21 protein-coding genes are annotated in these 19065 nt (G+C 40.3%); 6 read left to right on the top strand and 15 right to left on the bottom strand.

Annotation, left to right across the window (positions count from 1 at the left end):
* Positions 1–5: 5 nt before the first annotated feature.
* A complete protein-coding gene (gene amaP / locus PQ477_RS04795; RefSeq protein WP_035394963.1) occupies positions 6–551 on the bottom strand; it encodes an alkaline shock response membrane anchor protein AmaP in 546 nt (181 codons plus the stop codon).
* Positions 552–843: 292 nt separating this feature from the next.
* On the opposite strand from amaP, the gene PQ477_RS04800 reads away from it, so the two are divergent.
* Positions 844–1014: a hypothetical protein gene (locus tag PQ477_RS04800; protein WP_158331979.1), complete on the top strand. Its 171-nt coding sequence runs from the start codon at positions 844–846 to the stop codon at positions 1012–1014.
* A 14-nt stretch (positions 1015–1028) separates the two neighbouring features.
* Here PQ477_RS04800 and PQ477_RS04805 read toward each other — a convergent pair whose 3' ends face one another.
* The 6 genes from PQ477_RS04805 to PQ477_RS04830 all read right to left on the bottom strand — a co-directional run bounded on the left by PQ477_RS04805 (position 1029) and on the right by PQ477_RS04830 (position 6737).
* Positions 1029–1448 carry a YhjD family protein gene (locus PQ477_RS04805; RefSeq protein ID WP_144559964.1) on the bottom strand — a complete coding sequence of 140 codons (420 nt, stop codon included), beginning with the start codon at positions 1446–1448 and terminating at the stop codon, positions 1029–1031.
* Between the two features lie 160 nt (positions 1449–1608).
* The gene (locus PQ477_RS04810) at positions 1609–2592 is read right to left on the bottom strand and encodes an aldo/keto reductase (RefSeq protein ID WP_274273040.1); all 984 of its coding nucleotides are present in this window, start codon (positions 2590–2592) and stop codon (positions 1609–1611) included.
* Positions 2593–2658: 66 nt separating this feature from the next.
* A complete protein-coding gene (solA, locus tag PQ477_RS04815; protein ID WP_274273041.1) occupies positions 2659–3792 on the bottom strand; it encodes an N-methyl-L-tryptophan oxidase in 1134 nt (377 codons plus the stop codon).
* Positions 3793–4052: 260 nt separating this feature from the next.
* The gene (locus tag PQ477_RS04820; protein ID WP_274273042.1) at positions 4053–4802 is read right to left on the bottom strand and encodes a class I SAM-dependent methyltransferase; all 750 of its coding nucleotides are present in this window, start codon (positions 4800–4802) and stop codon (positions 4053–4055) included.
* Positions 4803–4978: 176 nt separating this feature from the next.
* Positions 4979–5785 (bottom strand): GNAT family N-acetyltransferase, encoded by an 807-nt coding sequence (locus tag PQ477_RS04825; RefSeq protein WP_274273043.1) that lies wholly within the window; start codon positions 5783–5785, stop codon positions 4979–4981.
* A gap of 58 nt (positions 5786–5843) precedes the next feature.
* Positions 5844–6737 (bottom strand): Ppx/GppA phosphatase family protein, encoded by an 894-nt coding sequence (locus tag PQ477_RS04830; RefSeq protein ID WP_144559974.1) that lies wholly within the window; start codon positions 6735–6737, stop codon positions 5844–5846.
* A gap of 278 nt (positions 6738–7015) precedes the next feature.
* Between PQ477_RS04830 and PQ477_RS04835 the strand changes: the two genes are divergently transcribed.
* Positions 7016–8206, top strand: a complete 1191-nt coding sequence (locus PQ477_RS04835; RefSeq protein WP_035394951.1) for an MFS transporter — start codon at positions 7016–7018, stop codon at positions 8204–8206.
* Positions 8207–8249: 43 nt separating this feature from the next.
* Here the strand turns inward: PQ477_RS04835 and PQ477_RS04840 are convergent, their stop codons facing one another.
* The 5 genes from PQ477_RS04840 to PQ477_RS04860 form a co-directional block, all read right to left on the bottom strand.
* Positions 8250–8645, bottom strand: coding sequence for a GNAT family N-acetyltransferase (locus PQ477_RS04840; RefSeq protein ID WP_035394949.1), 396 nt, complete (start codon positions 8643–8645; stop codon positions 8250–8252).
* 17 nt (positions 8646–8662) lie between these two features.
* Entirely contained in the window at positions 8663–9211 is a 549-nt protein-coding gene (locus PQ477_RS04845) for a putative glycolipid-binding domain-containing protein (protein ID WP_274273044.1), read from the bottom strand.
* Positions 9212–9225: 14 nt separating this feature from the next.
* Entirely contained in the window at positions 9226–9684 is a 459-nt protein-coding gene (locus PQ477_RS04850) for a GNAT family N-acetyltransferase (RefSeq protein ID WP_274273045.1), read from the bottom strand.
* A 12-nt stretch (positions 9685–9696) separates the two neighbouring features.
* Positions 9697–10200, bottom strand: coding sequence for a DNA topology modulation protein (locus PQ477_RS04855; RefSeq protein ID WP_035394943.1), 504 nt, complete (start codon positions 10198–10200; stop codon positions 9697–9699).
* Between the two features lie 64 nt (positions 10201–10264).
* A complete protein-coding gene (locus PQ477_RS04860; protein WP_060704677.1) occupies positions 10265–10555 on the bottom strand; it encodes a hypothetical protein in 291 nt (96 codons plus the stop codon).
* Positions 10556–11102: 547 nt separating this feature from the next.
* On the opposite strand from PQ477_RS04860, the gene PQ477_RS04865 reads away from it, so the two are divergent.
* From PQ477_RS04865 to PQ477_RS04875, 3 genes are all read left to right on the top strand, one after another.
* Positions 11103–12845 (top strand): ABC transporter ATP-binding protein, encoded by a 1743-nt coding sequence (locus tag PQ477_RS04865; protein ID WP_274273046.1) that lies wholly within the window; start codon positions 11103–11105, stop codon positions 12843–12845.
* Positions 12842–14833 carry an ABC transporter ATP-binding protein gene (locus tag PQ477_RS04870; RefSeq protein WP_274273047.1) on the top strand — a complete coding sequence of 664 codons (1992 nt, stop codon included), beginning with the start codon at positions 12842–12844 and terminating at the stop codon, positions 14831–14833. Before PQ477_RS04865 ends, PQ477_RS04870 begins: the two co-directional genes overlap by 4 nt.
* Before the next feature lie 108 nt (positions 14834–14941).
* Positions 14942–16138 (top strand): UDPGP type 1 family protein, encoded by a 1197-nt coding sequence (locus tag PQ477_RS04875; protein WP_274273048.1) that lies wholly within the window; start codon positions 14942–14944, stop codon positions 16136–16138.
* Positions 16139–16154: 16 nt separating this feature from the next.
* On the opposite strand, the gene PQ477_RS04880 is transcribed toward PQ477_RS04875, so the two are convergent.
* From PQ477_RS04880 to PQ477_RS04890, 3 genes are all read right to left on the bottom strand, one after another.
* Entirely contained in the window at positions 16155–16445 is a 291-nt protein-coding gene (locus PQ477_RS04880) for a hypothetical protein (RefSeq protein ID WP_274273049.1), read from the bottom strand.
* Positions 16446–16463: 18 nt separating this feature from the next.
* Positions 16464–17468: an SMI1/KNR4 family protein gene (locus tag PQ477_RS04885; RefSeq protein ID WP_274273050.1), complete on the bottom strand. Its 1005-nt coding sequence runs from the start codon at positions 17466–17468 to the stop codon at positions 16464–16466.
* A gap of 111 nt (positions 17469–17579) precedes the next feature.
* Complete coding sequence (locus PQ477_RS04890; protein ID WP_144559985.1) at positions 17580–18296, bottom strand: 3-ketoacyl-ACP reductase; 717 nt, start codon at positions 18294–18296, stop codon at positions 17580–17582.
* Positions 18297–18419: 123 nt separating this feature from the next.
* Here PQ477_RS04890 and PQ477_RS04895 point away from each other — a divergent pair, with 123 nt between their 5' ends.
* The gene (locus PQ477_RS04895) at positions 18420–19049 is read left to right on the top strand and encodes a LysE family translocator (protein ID WP_060704671.1); all 630 of its coding nucleotides are present in this window, start codon (positions 18420–18422) and stop codon (positions 19047–19049) included.
* Positions 19050–19065 lie beyond the last annotated feature (16 nt).

Consider the following 19065-nt stretch of genomic DNA (forward strand, 5'->3'; position numbering starts at 1 on the left):
CCTCCTTAAATAACACGTTGCCGCTTATTTTGATTTGGCTGATTCTGCTTCACAAACACTCTTACTTCCGTTACAGCTACTTCTAACCAAGATTCTAAATCTTTTTTTACGCGATCCTGTAACTCTTTCGCATTTTGCTGAACAGGATTTGGTCCAAATGGCGTATATGTGATGTCTAATGATACACGATTTGAATCCCTAGAGATGCGAGAACGTATCTCTAATGAACGCATACCATCAAGGGTTCGAGCGCTTTTTAATGCAGTTGATTCAATTGATTGCCTTGAAATGCCAATCTCACCTATTTCCGTAGAGACATGATATGAGTCAATTTCACTTTCACTTCTTCTAAAGCTAGCGATGAATAAAATTAACGATATCAAAACTAGGAAGGAAAAGATTCCAATTAACACCCAAAAATAGGGTTCGCCTAATGCAAGAATCTCATCAAAGACATTGTAGACGTCCGTTATTTGAAGAATAATACCTATGGACACTACTAAAGTGATTAACGCAAATAGAGCGATAAAAAACCTGAGAACGCCATTCATTGTCTCACCTCCTATATACATACCTAACATCCATCTTGCAAGAATAGATACGCTTTAATTTTACCCCCTATTTTTAAATCTAAACATTCTTAGACCAACCTTTCGTCCCATAGTTTTTGTTGATTTCACCCATTTTATGAGGCGCAACACCTAGTTTTTTCAAAAAACAGCTTTACTCTTCGTCTGTTTGGGGTATAAAAGTAGAGGTAAACAGTTTAATAAGGAGTGGTTTTATGCGGAACGTGTACGAACTGACAATGAATTCAGGTAAAAAAGGCTTTATGGGGTAAAGGTGAAATTAAGTACGGTGTTGTCCGAAGGTGTTAATTTAGAAGAAATACTATATGATTTTGGCTACGAGCGGGAGTTTATACATACCTACCTTGAAGATATTAAACGAGATTGTCATTACTATACTCTAGAAGAAACGCTATTGCAGAAAAGACCATTAGAACATTTTTAACCGATCATCATTTTTTAAAGCTGTTTTTCCCTTGCTTCATTTAAATAAAATACAACATAACGCATGACTTCACTTTTTAACCGATGTGAAGTGCCTCCAGTATAAATCGTTTTACCTTCTATATAACATTCATATTTGAACGTTCGATCTGCTTTCATCTCGGGCTTCAGGTTAGCAGTCATGTGCCGTTCTTTCATCATTGCTTTCGTCTTTAACAAGTCTTGGTTTAAGAGAAGAAGTGCTTGCTGAATGGCTCTTACATATGCTTCTGGAAACATTACGTCCATTTTTCGTTTCAAAAAGTAAGTCTGTTCTTTTACTAGAATTTTCTTTGCGAGGGTAGTAAATATGTACGTACGCAAGAGTAATATGGGTTCTGTTTTCACAGTAAGGATATGGTTAAAATCAAGCTCTTCGTTCGCCTCTCTACTCATTTCATAACGCCACCTTTCATTCGTATATTCAGTATATGCGAATGTGTGTTTGCTATTCAAGTTAAAAAAAGTCTGATAGCTGGTTAAAGAAACCGACACTATCAGATTACGCCCCAATGACGCCCTTTTTCGGTCTATAAATTTCCATAACTTTCTAGTATTAACGAGCACCTACAATAGGATGTGGCACGTAGCATTCTTCAAGCCGGTTCATTTCTTCTGACGTTAATGTCACATCTAAAGCAGCAACCGCACTTTCAATATGGCTCTCTTTCTGTGCGCCAATAATCGGTGCAACAACAGGCTCTTTATTGAGTAACCACGCAAGCGCAATTTTATCATTTGTCACGCCATGATGACGGGCCATTTCTGCTACTTTATTAATAATTTGTTGATCAGCTTCTTGTGTTGGGTCATATTTAGCTTTCTGTGTTTGATCCGTTTTGGAGCGGTGTGTAGACTCAGTTAGATTCCTCGTTAACCGCCCTGCTGCAAGAGGGCTATACGGCGTAACAGCGATCTTTTGATCTTTACAAAACGGCATCATTTCCCTTTCTTCTTCTCGGTAAATTAAATTATAGTGATTTTGCATTGAAACAAATGGTGTCCAGCCGTTCTCTCTTGCCACGTACTGTGCCTTTTGAAACTGCCATGTAAACATTGCACTAGCACCAATATGACGAGCTTTTCCAGCCTTTATCACATCATGCAACGCTTCCATTGTTTCTTCTATTGGTGTATGGTAATCCCAGCGATGGATGATATACAAATCCACATAATCCATACCTAGTCGTTCTAAGCTCTGATCAATTTCTGCCATAATCTCCTTTCTAGAAAGCCCTCCACTGTTTGGTCGATTTGGCCGCATGGGCATAAATACTTTTGTCGCAACAACGATATCGTCTCGAAGGGCGTAATCGTTCAATGCTTTTCCAAGCACACGCTCACTCTCACCCATTGAATAGATGTTAGCCGTGTCAAAAAAATTAATCCCTGCATCTAATGCTTTTTTTATAACGGGTCGACTCTTCTCTTCATTTAAGATCCATTTGTGTATCCAATTTGATGGGTCACCGAATCCCATCGCGCCTAAACACAATCGTGAAACGTCCAATCCAGTGTTACCAAATTTCACATAGTCCATCTTTAAAAACCTCCTTCATGCTTCTATTCTCTACCATACGCAATGGAGTGAACTCTAGGGCAAGCCTTATTTTCTTTGAAAACGATCTAAGGAAAATGCCGAAATATCTATCTCTGTTTCTCCTAGACATACAAGTTGACTTAAGGCTTGTCCAACTGCACTACTAAACTTAAAGCCGTGTCCTGAAAAACCTGCCGCAACATAAAGATTCTTATATTGCGGGTGCCGATCAATAATAAACCGATCGTCCGGTGTCATCGTGTATAAGCAGGTTTTCCCATAAGCCAGATCGTTGACCTTTGGCATATGACGATGTACAAATGTGCGCAAGTCTTCCTCGTCTTCGGCAAGCGTTCCAAATGGAGCCATTTGTTCATCTGGATGAATAGGCGTGCCACCATCATGACGTCCGACTTTCAATCCAGCACCTTCAATACTCGGAAATCCATAATACAATCCATTTGAGGATTCATAGGCAAATGCAGGAAAAGCGTCTTTACCGTAAGTTTGTTCATCTGCGTGAAACCAGGCGAACGTTTTCCTTAAAGGCGTAAGCGGTAGTTTCAAGCCAATAGTGTCAAGCAACGGGCCCGACCAAGCCCCAGCTGAAATAATGACAGAGTGGGCAGCGTATGTTTCATCTACCGTATGTACTTGAGCCACATGATTGTTTAACGACACACCCGTTACCCTGGACCCTGTTAACAGCGTTGCACCATAGTGTTTAGCTAATGCTTTATAGGCAGTAATGCTATCTTCGCATTTTAGAACTCCGGATTCCGACTCAAAGCAACCAACAGATTCATTTGGAACATGCATACCTGGAAAACGATTATGTACTTCTTTCCGACTTAACGTTAGTAAAGGTAAATCATATTTTTCTGCGCTTTTTATCGTTTCTTGAATAAATTGCCCCGTTTCCTTCCCAACGCTAAGTACACCTGTCTTAAGAAAAATCTCTTTTCCACTCTCTCGTTCGAGCTCGTACCATAACGATTGCGCTCTCCTTACAAAAGGAACGTACTGTTCTCCCTCTGCATATGCATGACGAATCATTCTTGTTTCACCATGGTGACTTCCACGCTGATGAGGGGGGGTATGTGCATCCAATAAAAGCGTGCTCTTTCCACTTTTCGCTAGAAAATAACCTGCAGCCATCCCCATTGAACCAGCGCCAATAATAATGACATCAAAGTGCATTTCTTTCCTCCTATAAAGTGTGGCTGTCTATTGCTTTCAAACATCTTCCCAATCCCGTCATACGTATGATGACTCTATTTAATCAAACGTTTAATTATCCAGCGCCTTGTTCCTATTTTCCTGCTCAATTACAATTGTTTCTTATCATCATGCCATTTCCTTTCGCCATTTGAAACGATTGATATAAGTCCACTAAATCGTCGTCACAGCACAAATCTACCATGTTGAAAAGATGCGCCTGTATAGGCGCATCTAAGCTATTAGCGTATTGCTACAATCATAAACCGTTTTGAATTGGTTTTAATCCCCTGATCGGTTTGGTTGTGTTCACAAAAGGCATGTAGATGTGCGTAATCGCTCTTATCTTTTCCAAACTCCCCTACTATCGGGGTGTGTTCTAATAAAAAAGCTAAGTCGTTCTCCGTTTGATAATATTCAATGGCATCATAATCATATGCCTGAACATGTTTATAGCCAGCGGTTTGAAGCTCTTTCACATAACGGTCTTTCAACGATCCATCTTTAATGTTAAATGCTTGTCCACGATTAAACCATTCTTTTATATTTTGTTTATCGCCTTCGCTCACTTGCTGAGTCATAAAGACAGCCCCATCTTTCATAACAGTCTTAAGCTGTTGCACATGAAATGGTGCATGACAGCACGTAACGAGATCATACTGTCGATTTAATTCTCCAATATTCTTGTTGTCCAAGCAATGCAGAAAGACGTTTCCTTTCTTAGATTGCTGGACATTTCGCTCAGCTGTTTTCACCATTTCTGGTGCGTTATCAACAGCATCAATCCGAACAACAGCATCGGCCAATGTCAACACTTGTTCAGCTCCACCTGTACCTAAATCGAGCAACATGTCTTGAGGTGAACAAAAGTCTCGAACCAATTTATAAAAATCCCATTTCACTCCCGAAGAGACAGCGTTGATGCGGGTGAAATTCCAACCCATTTCTTTTCCAACACGATTGTATAAAAAACTCAAATCTTGATTATCCATATTCATAACACCTTTCAAGTCTATGTGATTTAATTGTTAAAAAAGGCAGACGTATCCCTTTGCGGCTAGTACGCGTTTTTTTCTAGCCCGAATGAAAGATACCTCGACCGTAATAAAACAACATGTATTCACCTCATTTGAAAGATTACGACGATTATAACACGAATATGCGTGAATTATTTAACAATTGAATACGCAGCTAAAGAAAAATCGGTTATCCATCGGTTCGAAACGACTTTAAACCCGAGCTGTTTATAAATATGAATGGCAATCGTATTCTGAGCGAAAACAGATAAATACACGTTAGGTGAATAGGCTTTTCCAACATGTGTTAACTTACTCGTTATTGCCTTAGCATAGCCTTTTCCTCGAAAGGAAGGCTCGGTTACAATGTTTCCAAGCTCTACTAACATCTCGTTATAGAAATGAAATCCTCCAACTGCTGCGTAATGTTCTCCTTCACGAATAGCATAAAACGGATATTGTTGTAATTCTCTTTCCGAGAAATAATTCATTTCGCTCTTAGCCAAAAATCTGGCACACGCTTCCCATTCAGTTTCTGTTATTCGCTCAACCAAATCTCCTTTCAATAACTTTTGATCGTCTTCATGCTTCATGGTAATAAAAGCAGTTGGCTCATTCACAGTAAGCTTTGCCGCTTGGAATAAGGCCAAATCGACATCAGACAAGATCGTACCGCCAACAATTCCTTCGTGAAAATTTAGCAACTTTCTCACATAGGATACGAATAAGTCAAGTTGAAGTTCTTTATAATCAAGGCCATAAAAAGCAAACGCCGGAAACGGTAACTGATCGGTATAAGCAAGAACGCCTGTTAGTCTTTCGTTCACAAACTGACCAAAGAAAGAGGCTTCATCCCGTCGCATGGATACATAGGTGAAAAATAAATAATCTTCCTCTGGCTTTACGTTTTCTGCTAGTCTTTCCACTGCTTTCACATCTAACTTATGGTGTTGTATCATTTTCTCACCCCTTATTCCTATTTTAGCTTATACTGCAAAACACCACACCCTTGTTTCACTACAAGAATAGGGTGTTCATTTGTTTTCTATTTAAAGCGGCAATTACACCTTCAGTAATGGTTAGTTGCTTACATAATATGCTTGTAATCGGAAACACCTCCATAACAGCTAATAATGGCAGAAGTCCCCCTTTAAAGGAAAGAATACGATGTTTTGGAATCCAACCTAATTTATTATACGATTCATGATCCATTTCTACTAACTCAACGAGCTGTTGCTTAACCCAGTCTCCAGAGAGCGATTCCTCTGTCCCTTGACCTTGCAGAAATTGATGTGGACCACCAATTGTAACTAGTGTAGGGAAAGATTGTGTATGTAGCATCGTCTGCATCGTCGATCCAAGGTTTTCTTTTAGTTGATCGACGAAAGAACGCCAATCGTCACTCGTCTGGTGGAAGAATTGTTTGCTTAACGTGGATGCTCCAAATGGGTAACTATGAAAAAAAGCTGGCTTTGACCGGGAGATCACGGTTAATTCAGTACTTGCCCCACCCGTATCCACCAGTACACCTTGATCAAGCACCGTCTTATCTTTTAAAGCAAGATAGCCAAGGGCTGCCTCAACATGTCCTGACAAAACATGAATTGTAACATGTAGCTTCTTTTTTATTTCCTCAACAATAGCATGTTTATTTTTTGCCAATCTCAAGACACCTGTTGCAAAAACAAAGGAGCCTCGACATACGTACGCCTCTTCGACTTTTTTAAACTGCTGTAGCGCCCAAATAATCTTCTTTATCGCTCGATCTTGCAAGACTGAAAGGCGAGAGAGCCGATCCACTAATTGTACTTGTGCTTTTTTACGTGCAACCGTGCACCATAAACCGTTTTCCTTCTTGCAAATTGTACACTTTATTGAGTTAGACCCGATTTCAATAATAGAAAAATACACTCTTAGCCCTCCGTTCTCATTCCAGTGACTTCACTACTCCTTAATAGAGTCCGTTCTATTAAGAATAAATAAACCAGATGAAGCAGGCATGAGCATAGTGTAAAACGATTATAAAAATTGTAAAGGACGTGTATAAATTGCAAACGTTTCTGCTAATGGATCCATACCATTTGCGCATGAGTCTTATGCAAAAAACTCATTGGAGTCTTTTATTCGATAGGCGTATGATAAAGAAAGGGCCTACTTATAGGTGGACTTCATTATTAGGAGCGGAGACTATGGCACCAATTCATCGTGGCACTACAGCTTTCAAAAAACTTAATACCGCTTTATTTATCGGTGGTTTTTGCACATTTGCAATCCTTTGGGGGATGCAATCGTTGCTACCTGAAATGGCTAATGAATTCAATGTTAGCCCTGCTTTATCGAGCCTCGTTCAGTCTTCTACTACACTTTCTTTAGCCTTCACCTTATTAATCATTGGTGTCTATGCCCATAAATTTAATCAGAAAAACTTAATGACTCTCTCTCTTATCGTTTCATCTTTGCTCGTCATCTTATCAGGCTTTCTATCAAGCTTCGGTGTCTTAATTCTATTTCGTATTTTACAAGGCGTAACATTAGCTGGTATTCCTGCTGTGGCGATGGCTTATCTGGCAAATGCTATTGAAGGAAAAAGTCTTGGCTTTGCTATGGGCCTTTATATTAGTGGTAGTTCTATAGGTGGGATGACAGGTCGAATACTAAGTGGCTTTTTGGCAGATCAATTTAATTGGAATAGTGCCGTCATGGGAGTTGGTTTCATTAGCTTAGCCGCGACAGCTCTTTTTTGGTACCTCCTTCCATCAGTAGAAACGACATCACATCACATACAGCAAAACCATCGTATTGTGCACTCATTTTTCTCTCCATTTCGTGTTCCCGGTTTACGCTTTTTGTTTTTAAATGGCTTTTTACTTAGTGCAGGCTTTGTTTCTTTATACAATTACATCGGCTTTGTGCTGATGGAACCACCATACTCTTTAAGTCAAACACTCGTTGGTTTTATTTTTATTGTTTATTTAGTAGGAAGCTTTAGTTCAACGTGGATGGGAATGCTGTCGGATAAGTATGGTAACGATCGTATTCTCACGTTAGCCATTTGTCTTTTATTTATTGGTGGAGTCATGACCCTTCATCCAAGTTTGTGGGTCATCATAGGAGGCATTGCCGTTTTCACATTTGGCTTCTTCGGTGCCCATTCCATTTGCAGTAGTTGGGTTAGCAACTTTAGAAATGATCACAATACCCAGGCGACATCCATTTACCTATTCGCCTACTATTTCGGTGGAGCTGTAGTTGGAACCATTTCGGGTACGCTTTTTTACTCGACTGGATGGTCAGGCATTGTGATTCTCATTGCTGCTGTGGCGATTCTTTCCTTCCTTTCTAGTAAACGAATTGCGTACTATAGTAAACAAATAGAATAAGCATTCCATTTCTACCCTGCTTGTTTACTAACTGGGATTGTAGCTAAGCTTTCCTTGGAATCGCAAAACCATTCTCGATCCGCTCAAAACCTAGTTTCGGATAATAATCCATCGCTTCCGCTGATGCCCTTAACAGTAGTGTGACATTTTCTCCTATTTCATCCTTTGTTTTATCCACTAGCTGACGGCCGATCCCCTGAAATTGATAAGCTGTATCCACAGCAAGGTCCGATAAATAGCAACAGTATACATAATCCGTTAAACTTCGTGCGACACCTATAAGCTTTTCTCCGTCCCAAGCAGTGACAAGCAAATTTCCATGCTTGAGCATTTCCTCTAGGCGATTCAAGTCGTCTAGAGGTCGGGTAATGGTTGATCGTTGAAATACAGTAGCCAATTGCCGAGGCGTAATCATTTCGCCCACTTTTATTGTAATCATAAGTCTCCTTCTCCCTCCTAATGGTATAGCTGTTTGAAAAAGCCTGGATAATTCGTAATAAATCCAAATGAATCAACAGTAAAAATAGTCGTAAAAGAACCACTTTGGTATTGGAACTTTCTTTGTTCTTCTTCTTCAACTAATGTATATCGTTGATTTCGTTTTCTGTAATTCATATTTCTATCAATATACACAACCTCTAAATCAATAGGTTCATTTATTTGCCACTTGTTACGATTAATCGGTAAGGTATTCGTAAAAGGCGTGCAGGACAAATCTATGTCTTTCGCTCCTTCCAATGCTTGAATCGTTTGCCCATTCTCATCAAACCATTTTCCCTTTCCATTAGTCGAAAGTGTCAGGTATCGTTCCGTCCCTTTTTCCTTAAAGTCAATTCCTCTCATTTCCCAATCTTTCGAAAGGGTAACAGCATATTCTAAACAAAAAGAAGCATCTTGATCCGTTTGAATCACTGTACTTTCTATGTTTATCCCTATACTGCCTTCCTTCACAAATAAGAATTCAAGACCCATTTGTTCCGTGTTTTGCCACACAATCTTTTTCATCCTGCTCTCCTGTTCTATTCCGGAATAAACGCAAGCGGTTCTGTACAAGTATGATAGCCGTTCCTCTTGTAATAGGAAATTGATTCATCACTCGGCCAAACAATCGCAAACTCATACTTATTTATTTCCACCCATTCATTTACCTTTTTTAACAGTCGAGTCCCTACTCCCTTTCCTCTCGCTTTTGGAATGGTGTAAACGTTTGTCATAAAAACAAATGGATATGTGACACGCCCTGGCCTTGGTACTTTATGAACAAGTTCTGTATAAATATGAGAAACCAACTCACCATCTTCTTCAAAAACCCAAATAAACCAGCAATCCTCTTCCAACGCCGCCACTAAAAATGCATCACATTCTTGTTGAAACAACTGAAAAGATTCGTTACTCTTTGAATCATCATGTTCAATTGTAAAATCCCAACGCATCTTAATGAGATGGGGGATGTCCGCGCTTGTAGCAAGCCGTATCATTGCTTCTTCCTCCTATAATTGGTTTATAAAGTGTTGGACTTCTTTTCGTGACCGCAAAATAAGCACACGCTTCCCTTCTGAATAACGACGAATCTCTTCTAAAACCTGTGGCTTTTTATTTTTCGGAAAGTCCCATATCCATTTCAAAAAGGGAAGATCTAGTTTTTCTTCACACCCCTCCCTCATATCTGGTCGTGCCTTGTTTCTATATGTAAGAAATCGCTTTATGGCACGAAACACACAAAGAGTTCTTGGCATGTCTAAAAAAAGGATCGTGTCACAAGCTTTTAACCGAATTGGTAACGTTGATCCATAATGACCATCAATAATCCATTCTTCCTCTTCCGTAAGCGTTCGTTGTATTGCTTCTTGCTCTTCTCGAGCTGTCATTTCCCAATTAGGCTTCCAATGCAGCGCATCTAAATGATAGACATTAATCTTTAGTCTCTCACCCATTTGTCTTGCTAATGTTGATTTACCAGCACCCCCACAGCCAATCAATACAATCTTTTTCATACAAGACTCCATTCTTTTGCGAAATGTTCGTTTACATGAGATGTGTGTTTCACCTCTTCTTCCATTACGTATACATCAAACCAACAAACAAAAAGAAAGCAATGACACCGCAATTCACTAACGTGATGGCTAAAGCAATAAGAGCTACTTTTGACTGCTCCTTTTTTGATAGAATAACAAAGATGATGCCGATAACGGTTACAAGTGTACCAATAAAGATAAACACCATCATTGGCAGGCTTGCACCTTCATTTGTCGCTGTGGCAATCGGATCTAACAAAAACATAGCAAGAGTCACAAGTAGACTTAGGACTACTAGTGAATACGAACGCCATGTGTACCTAGATTCATTCATTCTGACCATTCTCCTTTTTCGATCTATTCTAGTAATCTAAATATAGCATAAATACCGTACGTGAACATGAGCGTGGACCTATTAGAGGAATGACAACACGAACACTTCTGAGCGCTTTAGATGAATCGTTCATTCATCTTCCCGATTCAATTACTTTTAAAATTTTCTTGCATATCAATCAACTTTTCGAGTAAGATAAAAACAGCTTTATACTTTTGAAAAAGGAGATGAGACCTGTGCTTTTACTAAATAGAGGATCCGTTTACGTAAACCGAATAGCCTACGAGTCTCGTCTACAAGGTATAGAGAATTTGTAACCTTGCTTTTTCTCGGACTCGACACGAGTGCCGATTGCATATGGAGGAAAGACGTGCGGCGTAACCGTGCGTCTTTTTTTATGCTTAAAAAGATAAAGACTATTTTTTCAGGAGGACAAAATGTGAATACCTTATTATTACATGTGTACATCCCGCTGCTATTGGATACTGGAGAGCTAGAAGGCGGGTAGCTCCATTGTTGGACTAAGTGATGAAAGAAGTGGATAGACATGTTTCGCGTATTAAAACAATTAAGCTGGTTTTTTAAAGAACAGAAAAAACGCTACGTTATCGCTATTAGTTTACTATTGGTAGTCAGTATCTTTGAGCTGACGCCTGCTCTTTTAATTGGTAGAGCCGTTGACGCGTTTCAAAGAGGAGCCTTATCAACAAGCTATGCCGTGACACTTATCTTGATCATGCTTGCTGTTATTCTCATTAGCTACGGATTAAGCTACATTTGGATGCGACAGTTGTTTGGTGGGGCATTTATCCTTGAACGCCAGCTTCGTAGCCGTTATATGAAGCACTTGTTTCAAATGGACCCACCCTTCTATGAGAGACGGAAAACAGGCGACTTGCTAGCACGTGGCACAAACGATATGAAAGCCATTTCGATGACGGCTGGTTTCGGCATACTTACTCTAATTGATTCGATTATGTTTATGGCTATTATTCTTATTGCTATGACGTGGCTCATTGATTGGCGATTAACCCTTGCAGCGGTAGCCCCATTGCCCATTATCGCCATTACCGTAACCATACTCGGAAACATGATTCATTCACGATTTACAAAAGCGCAAGAAGCATTTGGCGATTTAAATGACCGCGTGCTTGAATCCGTTGCTGGTATGCGTGTCATTCGCGCCTTTCGAAGTGAGCGTAAAGACGAAGCACAATTCGAGAACAAAAGTCTTGATGTTTACAACCGCTACATCCAAGTCGCTCGAATTGAATCTTTTTTTGATCCGATTATTACCGTTGTTGTTGGTTTAAGCTATGTTATTGGTCTTGGCTATGGTGCCTTTTTAGTCTTTAACCAGCAATTAACCCTTGGGCAAATTGTCACGTTTAATATCTATCTTGGTATGTTAATTTGGCCGATGTTTGCCATTGGTGAGCTTGTTAACATTATGCAGCGTGGTAGTGCTTCTTATGAACGAGTCAACGAGACTTTATCTGTTTCAAAATCTGTTTCGTTACCATCTAACGAGCTCGTCGCTTCTCTTCCCATTCGTTTACAAAATTATTCGTTCTCTTATCCAAATTCGACGGCGAATCAACTTCAACAGATCGAACTTACCATCCATAAAGGGACAACAGTCGGTATTGTCGGAAAAACCGGAAGTGGAAAATCTACTCTAGTTAAGCAATTTCTAAAGTATTATCCACCTGGAAGTGAGGGACTATTGTTCGGTACCCATTCAGCTAAGGACCTTAGCCAAGAAACGATTCGTCATTTGGTTGGTTATGTGCCTCAAGACCATGTGCTGCTTTCAAAGACCGTCAAGGAAAATATATTAATAGCAGCAAACGATACAAGTAACACGCACTTAAATCAAGTGATTCACACAGCTGCATTTGACCAAGATCTTGCCTTTCTACCGAATGGATTAGAAACACTTGTTGGAGAGAATGGTGTTTCCTTATCGGGGGGTCAAAAGCAGCGTATTTCCATTGCCAGAGCGTTGGCAAAAAACCCGGAACTTCTCATCTTGGATGATTCCTTATCGGCAGTTGATGCAAAAACAGAAGCTCGTATTGTTGCAAACATTCAACGAGATCGCTCAACTCAAACAACCATTATTACGAGCCATCGAATGTCTGCTGTTGAACATGCAGATGAAATCATTGTATTAGAAAACGGGTTCATTAAAGAACGAGGAACCCATGAAATCCTTATGAAGCAAGGTGGCTGGTATGCTGAACAAGTTCAGAACCAAACGAGCCGAGAGAAAGAGGCGATGTCATGAGTACAGAAAAACGACTAGCTCGTTATGCACTAACGAGTAAAGGGACGATACTCATTGCCCTCTTTATGCTCACTATAGCTGTAGCGGTTGAGTTAACAGGTCCATTTATTGCTAAAACGATTATTGATCGGCATATTTCCGGAATTGAACAGCCCTGGTATGAAAGTGAACCTAACGATCAGTCTGTTGCCTATAACGGCACCTATTATACCCGTGATGCTTATTTAGAGAATGATGCATGGCGGGGAGAAGAAGTTCAAATCCTCCAAATTGGAACCCAGTTTTACTTTACCACTTCACCTGTTCCAACTGACGGAGAACGACTTTTTAGAGACGGCATCTTAACAGTCGACCGACAGGACGGCACTTATACAACAGAAGCAGCATCTCTTAATGCGCAAGAGATTCTTGCATTTTACGAGCCTGAGATTCGCTTTATCATTCGCTGGCTTATGCTTTATTTAGGAATTGTGTTCGTCGCATCCTTTTTTCACTACGGTCAAAACTTTTATTTAAAGAAAGCTGCTCATAAAATTATTCAACGGATGCGGGTTGATGTGTTCAACCAGCTTTCGAAAGTGCCGGTGCGTTATTTCGATCACCAGCCAGCCGGAAAAATTGTTGCTCGGATTACAAATGATACAGAAGCCGTTCGAGAGCTTTACATGACCGTATTAGCAACATTCTTTTCGAGCTTCATTTACATTATTGGCATTTATGTGGCGCTGTTTTTATTAGACAGCCGTCTTGCCTTTATGACCCTTGCACTCCTTCCGATTTTATTTATTTGGTTTAAACTTTATCGGAAATTTGCAGCTGGATTGAATCGATCGATCCGTGCAAAAAACGCAGAGATTAATGCTTCAATGAATGAAAATGTACATGGCATGAAAATGATTCAAGCGTTCAACCAAGAGAAGCAACAGTTAGAATCCTTTGAGGAGTTAAACCATGCACATTATCGCTATCAGGCAAAGCTACTAAACCTGAATTCTTTAACTTCTCATAACCTAACCTTTGTTGTAAAAAACATTGTCTTTGTCGCCTTAATCTGGTGGATTAGTGGTGGGACTGCCGGACTTATTACCCTTGGTGTCTTATATGCGTTCGTTGACTATATAAACCGTCTTTTCGAACCAGTCAATCAAGTAATGAATCAACTAGCTAACTTAGAACAAGCAAGAGCGGCTGGTGCAAGGGTATTTGAACTCTTAGATGAAGATGGAGAGGATGTTGATGAAGCGACCATTCCTAGACCAAATGGAGATGTTTCGTTTCAAAACGTCCAGTTTGCCTATATAGAAGGGGAGCCTGTCTTAAAACAACTATCTTTCCATGCTAAACCAGGAGAAACGATTGCTCTCGTAGGTCATACTGGCTCAGGAAAAAGTTCGATCATGAATTTATTGTTCCGTTTCTATGACCCTACTAACGGAACCATTAAAATTGATGGTATTGATACAAAGCACCATTCTCCACAAGCATGGCGCTCTCATATGGGCATCGTCTTGCAAGAGCCCTACTTGTTTTCTGGAACCATTGCATCAAATATTGCCTATGGCAAACCAGATGCTACGAGAAAAGAGATTGAAGCAGCCGTTCACCTCGTTGGTGGTACCGATCTATTCAACAAGAATGGGTTAGATGAACACGTCACCGAAAAAGGAAGTACCTTATCCAGCGGTCAGCGTCAGCTCATATCGTTTGCCCGTGCACTTTTAGCAAATCCCGCTATTCTTGTTTTGGATGAAGCGACTTCGAGCATTGATACCGAGACAGAACTGCTTATTCAAAAAGGAATGCAGACATTAAAGCAAGATCGAACAACATTTGTTATTGCCCACCGCTTATCGACAATCCAAGATGCCGATCAGATTATTGTGCTTGATCAAGGAGAAATCCGAGAGCAAGGAACACACGATGAATTATTGAATCGTAAAGGCATTTATGCGCAAATGTATAAACTACAGCAAGGTCAAGCAAGTTAACAATTACCTCTGACAACATGTCAGAGGTTTTTTGAAGAGTAAGAGTGGGTAACGAACAAGGAATATGCTAGGATAAGAGAGGATAAACGACAGAAGGGATACCCAAAAATGACAACCTATGAAGCCATACATACAAAAGTCTCCATGTATCATCAAGAACATCTAGTAGACTTTTATCATGAATTAGACGAACATGAACAACAAGCGCTATTGAAACAAATTGACCAATTGGATCTAAGTTCTATTCCAAGCATGACTGCTAAGGGTGAGCAGACGAATACGTCGATAACAGCACTCCCTAGTCAATCGGCACTTGAATTAGCAGATCAGGAAAAAGCACAGCTATACAATAGAGGTGTTTCATTGCTTTCAGAAGGAAAAGTTGCAGTCGTTTTACTTGCTGGAGGTCAAGGAACACGATTAGGCCACGTCGGCCCTAAAGGAACCGTGACGATGGATGACACGCCGGAAACGTCTTTATTCGCTCTTCAAGCAAAACAGATCCAAGCTCAACAGCGAGAAGCGAATGTGCAGATTCCTTGGTACATTATGACGAGCCCCATAAATGATAAAGATACGCGAACTTTTTTTGCCGATAACCATTATTTTGGACTGAAAAGGGAACAAGTTACGTTTTTCATACAGGATGTAAGCCCAGCAATCACCCCAGAAGGCAAAATAATCCTTGCCGATAAGGGACAAATCTTTCAAGCCCCTAACGGAAACGGCGGCGTTTTTACTTCTATGAAAAAAGCCGGTATTCTTAAAGAAATGAAAGCGAACGGAATTGAATGGATTTTCTTCAACAACATTGATAATGCACTGGTGCAAGTAGCGGATCCCCTTTTTATTGGTTATGCCGATCGAGACGGAGCGGACATTTCTACTAAATCAGTTAAAAAGGTTACGCCAAGTGAGAAGGTTGGGGTGCTAGGTCAACGAGACGGGAAGCCTGCGGTTATCGAATACTCCGAATTAACGGAAGAAGAGCGCCATCATCCTCTTCTTCAAGATGCGAATATTGGCATCCATCTGTTCAAGCTCGATTTTCTTTATCGCACGGCTGATGCTTCACTCCCCTACCATTTAGCACACAAAAAAATCCCATCGATTGCAACGGACGGGACTAAGATAGATCCAGTGGAACCCAACGGCTATAAGCTAGAATTGTTTTATTTCGATGTGTTTCCACTCGCTTCAAGCATGACCATTTTCCAAGTGGATCGAGAAAACGAATTTTTGCCAGTGAAAAACAAAACAGGACAAGATAGTTTGGAAGAAGCGAGAACACGATTTTCCTCTTAAAAATTGTGCGGCAGGTTTAAGGACCCTGCCGCTTTTCTGATTGCCCATTCTTCTCTTCTTCTTTTTCCTCGCTATAGAGCCAATTCATGTACGCATACGTCAGAATAATGACAAGTCCTATTACCATTAAGATGATGCTCATACTATACGGTATCCAGCCACTAATATTCGATAAACTATTTGAAAGTCTCCAGTCAGAATTAATGTTAACTGGCATCGTTAACGCAATAGCAAGGTGCATCAATCCGAATAACACAACACCCGCACCGAATAATACATAGCCGTATACTAATTGCTCATGCTTCATCACAGACTTCCTCCCTTTCTATAACAATGCCATTCGTTCCCACACTTGTTCAATTGTCAAATCATTTAATTTAAACTCATCAAGCAATGCCTTTTTTGAAGAGTATCGTTGCTCAAGGTCTTTTCCCTCTATTTCTACTATCCAAGCACCCTCGTCTTTATAAACATGAATGATACGTTTTTGATCATATACTAAGGGACTCGTACCAGTTCCATCAAGGTTTGACTGCCATTGATCATAAGACAAGTTTATTTTTTCTTCGAGCAATTCAGCATATGACTGTACTTCTTGATTAGCGTCTTCTTTAAAAACTTGAACAAGTGTTGCCAATACATTCTCATCTAAAAAAGCCGACTTCATACTCCATATTTGATTCGCTATTTCTGCGCGAATGAGATGGTCTGGATATGTACTTAGCTTCAAATAAATGTTTCCTAACCACTCATAATCCATTTCAAATTGCAATGTACGTTCAATTCCATATCTCAGTTTCTCACTATCCTTTTCTTTCATTAATGCTTCAAAAGCTTGATGAGTTAGTATCTCATCTTCATCATCTGCATCCTCCCAGTCCTCTCCCTCTTCCACATACAACATTTCTAAAAAGGCATCGAAATGTTCTGCTAAAGGATACTCCATAGTCTCTGCATCCACTTCAAAATAAACGATTGGCGAGTTCTCTTTCGTTTGACGATAATCAAACGCTAGCCACGAATGACCCGTCCCAGAAAAAAGGACAATGCCCGCTGGCAAATCCCACTCTTTAATTAAATAAGGGGAGTCAGAAATGCCCCCATCACCAATGCCAAAGATTTCTTCTACCTCTATATACGGTTCTTGTATATCTTTTGAAGGGGATGGAACCGCATTTGCTGTCAGAGATCCTCCGTTTTGTACCTTAACTAACGCTACATATGTAGGAGGTAATGCTACTCCTAGTCGTTCTTCCGCCTCGCGTACTGTTGTGTCTGTAACTGAGTCCAATGAAATCCCCATATTGTCCTCGGCCCAAATGGTTTGCATCAAATCTTTCCTTTCTGTGCAAATACTCTTTTCACTCTATTATAGATGGAAAGGTTATCCAATTTCCACTCAAAAAAAAGAACCACGACTGTTAAGCCGTGTTTCTTTACTTTATGGATTATTGGACCATAAGCCTGCGTGTTTTAATACCACTCGTGGGTGAAGTTTAAGCTGTGCGACCATTAAGTCAGCCAAGTCTTCTGGCTGCATCACCTTATCAGGATTACCATCTGTTAGTTGAAGGTCTTTTGCCATATCTGTGGCGACTGTACTTGGCGTTAGCGTCGTTACCCGGATATTCTGTTTACGAACTTCCATCATTAACGATTCACTTAAACCAATAACAGCTGCTTTTGATGCAGTATAGGCACTCGTTGCTGGGGCACCTTTTTGTCCTGCAGTAGAAGCAATGGTAATGATGTCCCCTGTTTGACGTTCTACCATCTCTGGTAATACCGCACGGGTTGTGTAATAGACGCCTTTCACATTGACATCGATAATGTTTGTCCAATCTTCAGGTGTTAAGTCCATAAAGCCGCCAAATTTTGAGATTCCCGCATTGTTGACAAGAATGTCAATAGGCCCTAATTCAGTACGAACCTGCTCTACTGCCTTTGTGATAGAGTCAATCTCTTCAATTGATGCAGCGGCAACAGCGACATTCACATCGTATTCTTTTAATTCATTTGCGACGTTTTGCAGATTTTCCAATGTACGTCCCACCAGCCCTACATGAATACCTTCTTTTGCAAAAGCAATAGCAGTAGATCGCCCAATTCCTCTTCCTGCACCTGTAATAAGGGCTACTTTTCCTTTAATCGATTGCATCTACCTTCACTCCCATTTCTTCATTTGTTTCATTCTAGCTGATGGAAAAAAGGAACGCAAAAGATGAGAATTAATCATGTTCCTATCGTCTTGTTCATATAGTGGACAAGGAGGTGAGTAAACATGGTGTTGAGTATCGTATTCAGTTATCTTCTTCTAGGTATAAGCTTAGGTGCACCAATAGGTCCTGTTAATGCCGCAAGAATTGAAAAAGGTATTCAAAATGGCTTCATGCATTCTTGGATGGTGGGAATTGGCAGTCTATTTGCAGATGCAACGTTTATGGCATGTGTCTACTTTGGCTTACAACGATTTATTGACGCCCCTTTTATTCAATCGTTCCTCTGGTTATTTGGCGCCTTTGTTCTTCTTTACTCAGGGATTGAAGGAATGATGCGGTCAAATCGTTTTTCTATTATTGAGAACCGTCATAGAGATACCCTCATTCACTGCTTCTTTAACGGCTTTCTTATTTCTATCTCCAATCCAATGTCGATCATGTTCTGGCTCGGCATTTACGGTTCGATCATGGTGAAAACAGCAGAGACAGCGACAAATCAACAGCTCCTTCTCTATACATGCATGATTTTTATTGGCTTAACCATGTGGGACTTGTTTGTTGCTTCAATGACCAGCGGTGGAAGAAGATTCCTCAAACCGGCGACACTAAAAGCAATTGCCTTATTATCAGGTCTTTCCCTCGTTGCTTTCGGGGTTTACTTTGCGATACATGGTATTCAGTTATTCGTATAAAAAAGCTCATTTGGAC

Source organism: Shouchella hunanensis (assembly GCF_028735875.1).
Classification (GTDB): Bacteria; Bacillota; Bacilli; order Bacillales; family Bacillaceae_D; genus Shouchella; species Shouchella hunanensis.

Bases quoted from the DNA above. Each gene is read 5' to 3' on its own strand.
- amaP (WP_035394963.1), bottom strand. From the start codon at position 551: ATGAATGGCGTTCTCAGGTTTTTTATCGCTCTATTTGCGTTAATCACT.
- PQ477_RS04805 (WP_144559964.1), bottom strand. From the start codon at position 1,448: ATGAGTAGAGAGGCGAACGAAGAGCTTGATTTTAACCATATCCTTACT.
- PQ477_RS04810 (WP_274273040.1), bottom strand. From the start codon at position 2,592: ATGGACTATGTGAAATTTGGTAACACTGGATTGGACGTTTCACGATTG.
- solA (WP_274273041.1), bottom strand. From the start codon at position 3,792: ATGCACTTTGATGTCATTATTATTGGCGCTGGTTCAATGGGGATGGCT.
- PQ477_RS04820 (WP_274273042.1), bottom strand. From the start codon at position 4,802: ATGGATAATCAAGATTTGAGTTTTTTATACAATCGTGTTGGAAAAGAA.
- PQ477_RS04825 (WP_274273043.1), bottom strand. From the start codon at position 5,785: ATGATACAACACCATAAGTTAGATGTGAAAGCAGTGGAAAGACTAGCA.
- PQ477_RS04835 (WP_035394951.1), top strand. From the start codon at position 7,016: ATGGCACCAATTCATCGTGGCACTACAGCTTTCAAAAAACTTAATACC.
- PQ477_RS04840 (WP_035394949.1), bottom strand. From the start codon at position 8,645: ATGATTACAATAAAAGTGGGCGAAATGATTACGCCTCGGCAATTGGCT.
- PQ477_RS04845 (WP_274273044.1), bottom strand. From the start codon at position 9,211: ATGAAAAAGATTGTGTGGCAAAACACGGAACAAATGGGTCTTGAATTC.
- PQ477_RS04850 (WP_274273045.1), bottom strand. From the start codon at position 9,684: ATGATACGGCTTGCTACAAGCGCGGACATCCCCCATCTCATTAAGATG.
- PQ477_RS04855 (WP_035394943.1), bottom strand. From the start codon at position 10,200: ATGAAAAAGATTGTATTGATTGGCTGTGGGGGTGCTGGTAAATCAACA.
- PQ477_RS04860 (WP_060704677.1), bottom strand. From the start codon at position 10,555: ATGAATGAATCTAGGTACACATGGCGTTCGTATTCACTAGTAGTCCTA.
- PQ477_RS04865 (WP_274273046.1), top strand. From the start codon at position 11,103: ATGTTTCGCGTATTAAAACAATTAAGCTGGTTTTTTAAAGAACAGAAA.
- PQ477_RS04870 (WP_274273047.1), top strand. From the start codon at position 12,842: ATGAGTACAGAAAAACGACTAGCTCGTTATGCACTAACGAGTAAAGGG.
- PQ477_RS04875 (WP_274273048.1), top strand. From the start codon at position 14,942: ATGACAACCTATGAAGCCATACATACAAAAGTCTCCATGTATCATCAA.
- PQ477_RS04880 (WP_274273049.1), bottom strand. From the start codon at position 16,445: ATGAAGCATGAGCAATTAGTATACGGCTATGTATTATTCGGTGCGGGT.
- PQ477_RS04885 (WP_274273050.1), bottom strand. From the start codon at position 17,468: ATGCAAACCATTTGGGCCGAGGACAATATGGGGATTTCATTGGACTCA.
- PQ477_RS04890 (WP_144559985.1), bottom strand. From the start codon at position 18,296: ATGCAATCGATTAAAGGAAAAGTAGCCCTTATTACAGGTGCAGGAAGA.
- PQ477_RS04895 (WP_060704671.1), top strand. From the start codon at position 18,420: ATGGTGTTGAGTATCGTATTCAGTTATCTTCTTCTAGGTATAAGCTTA.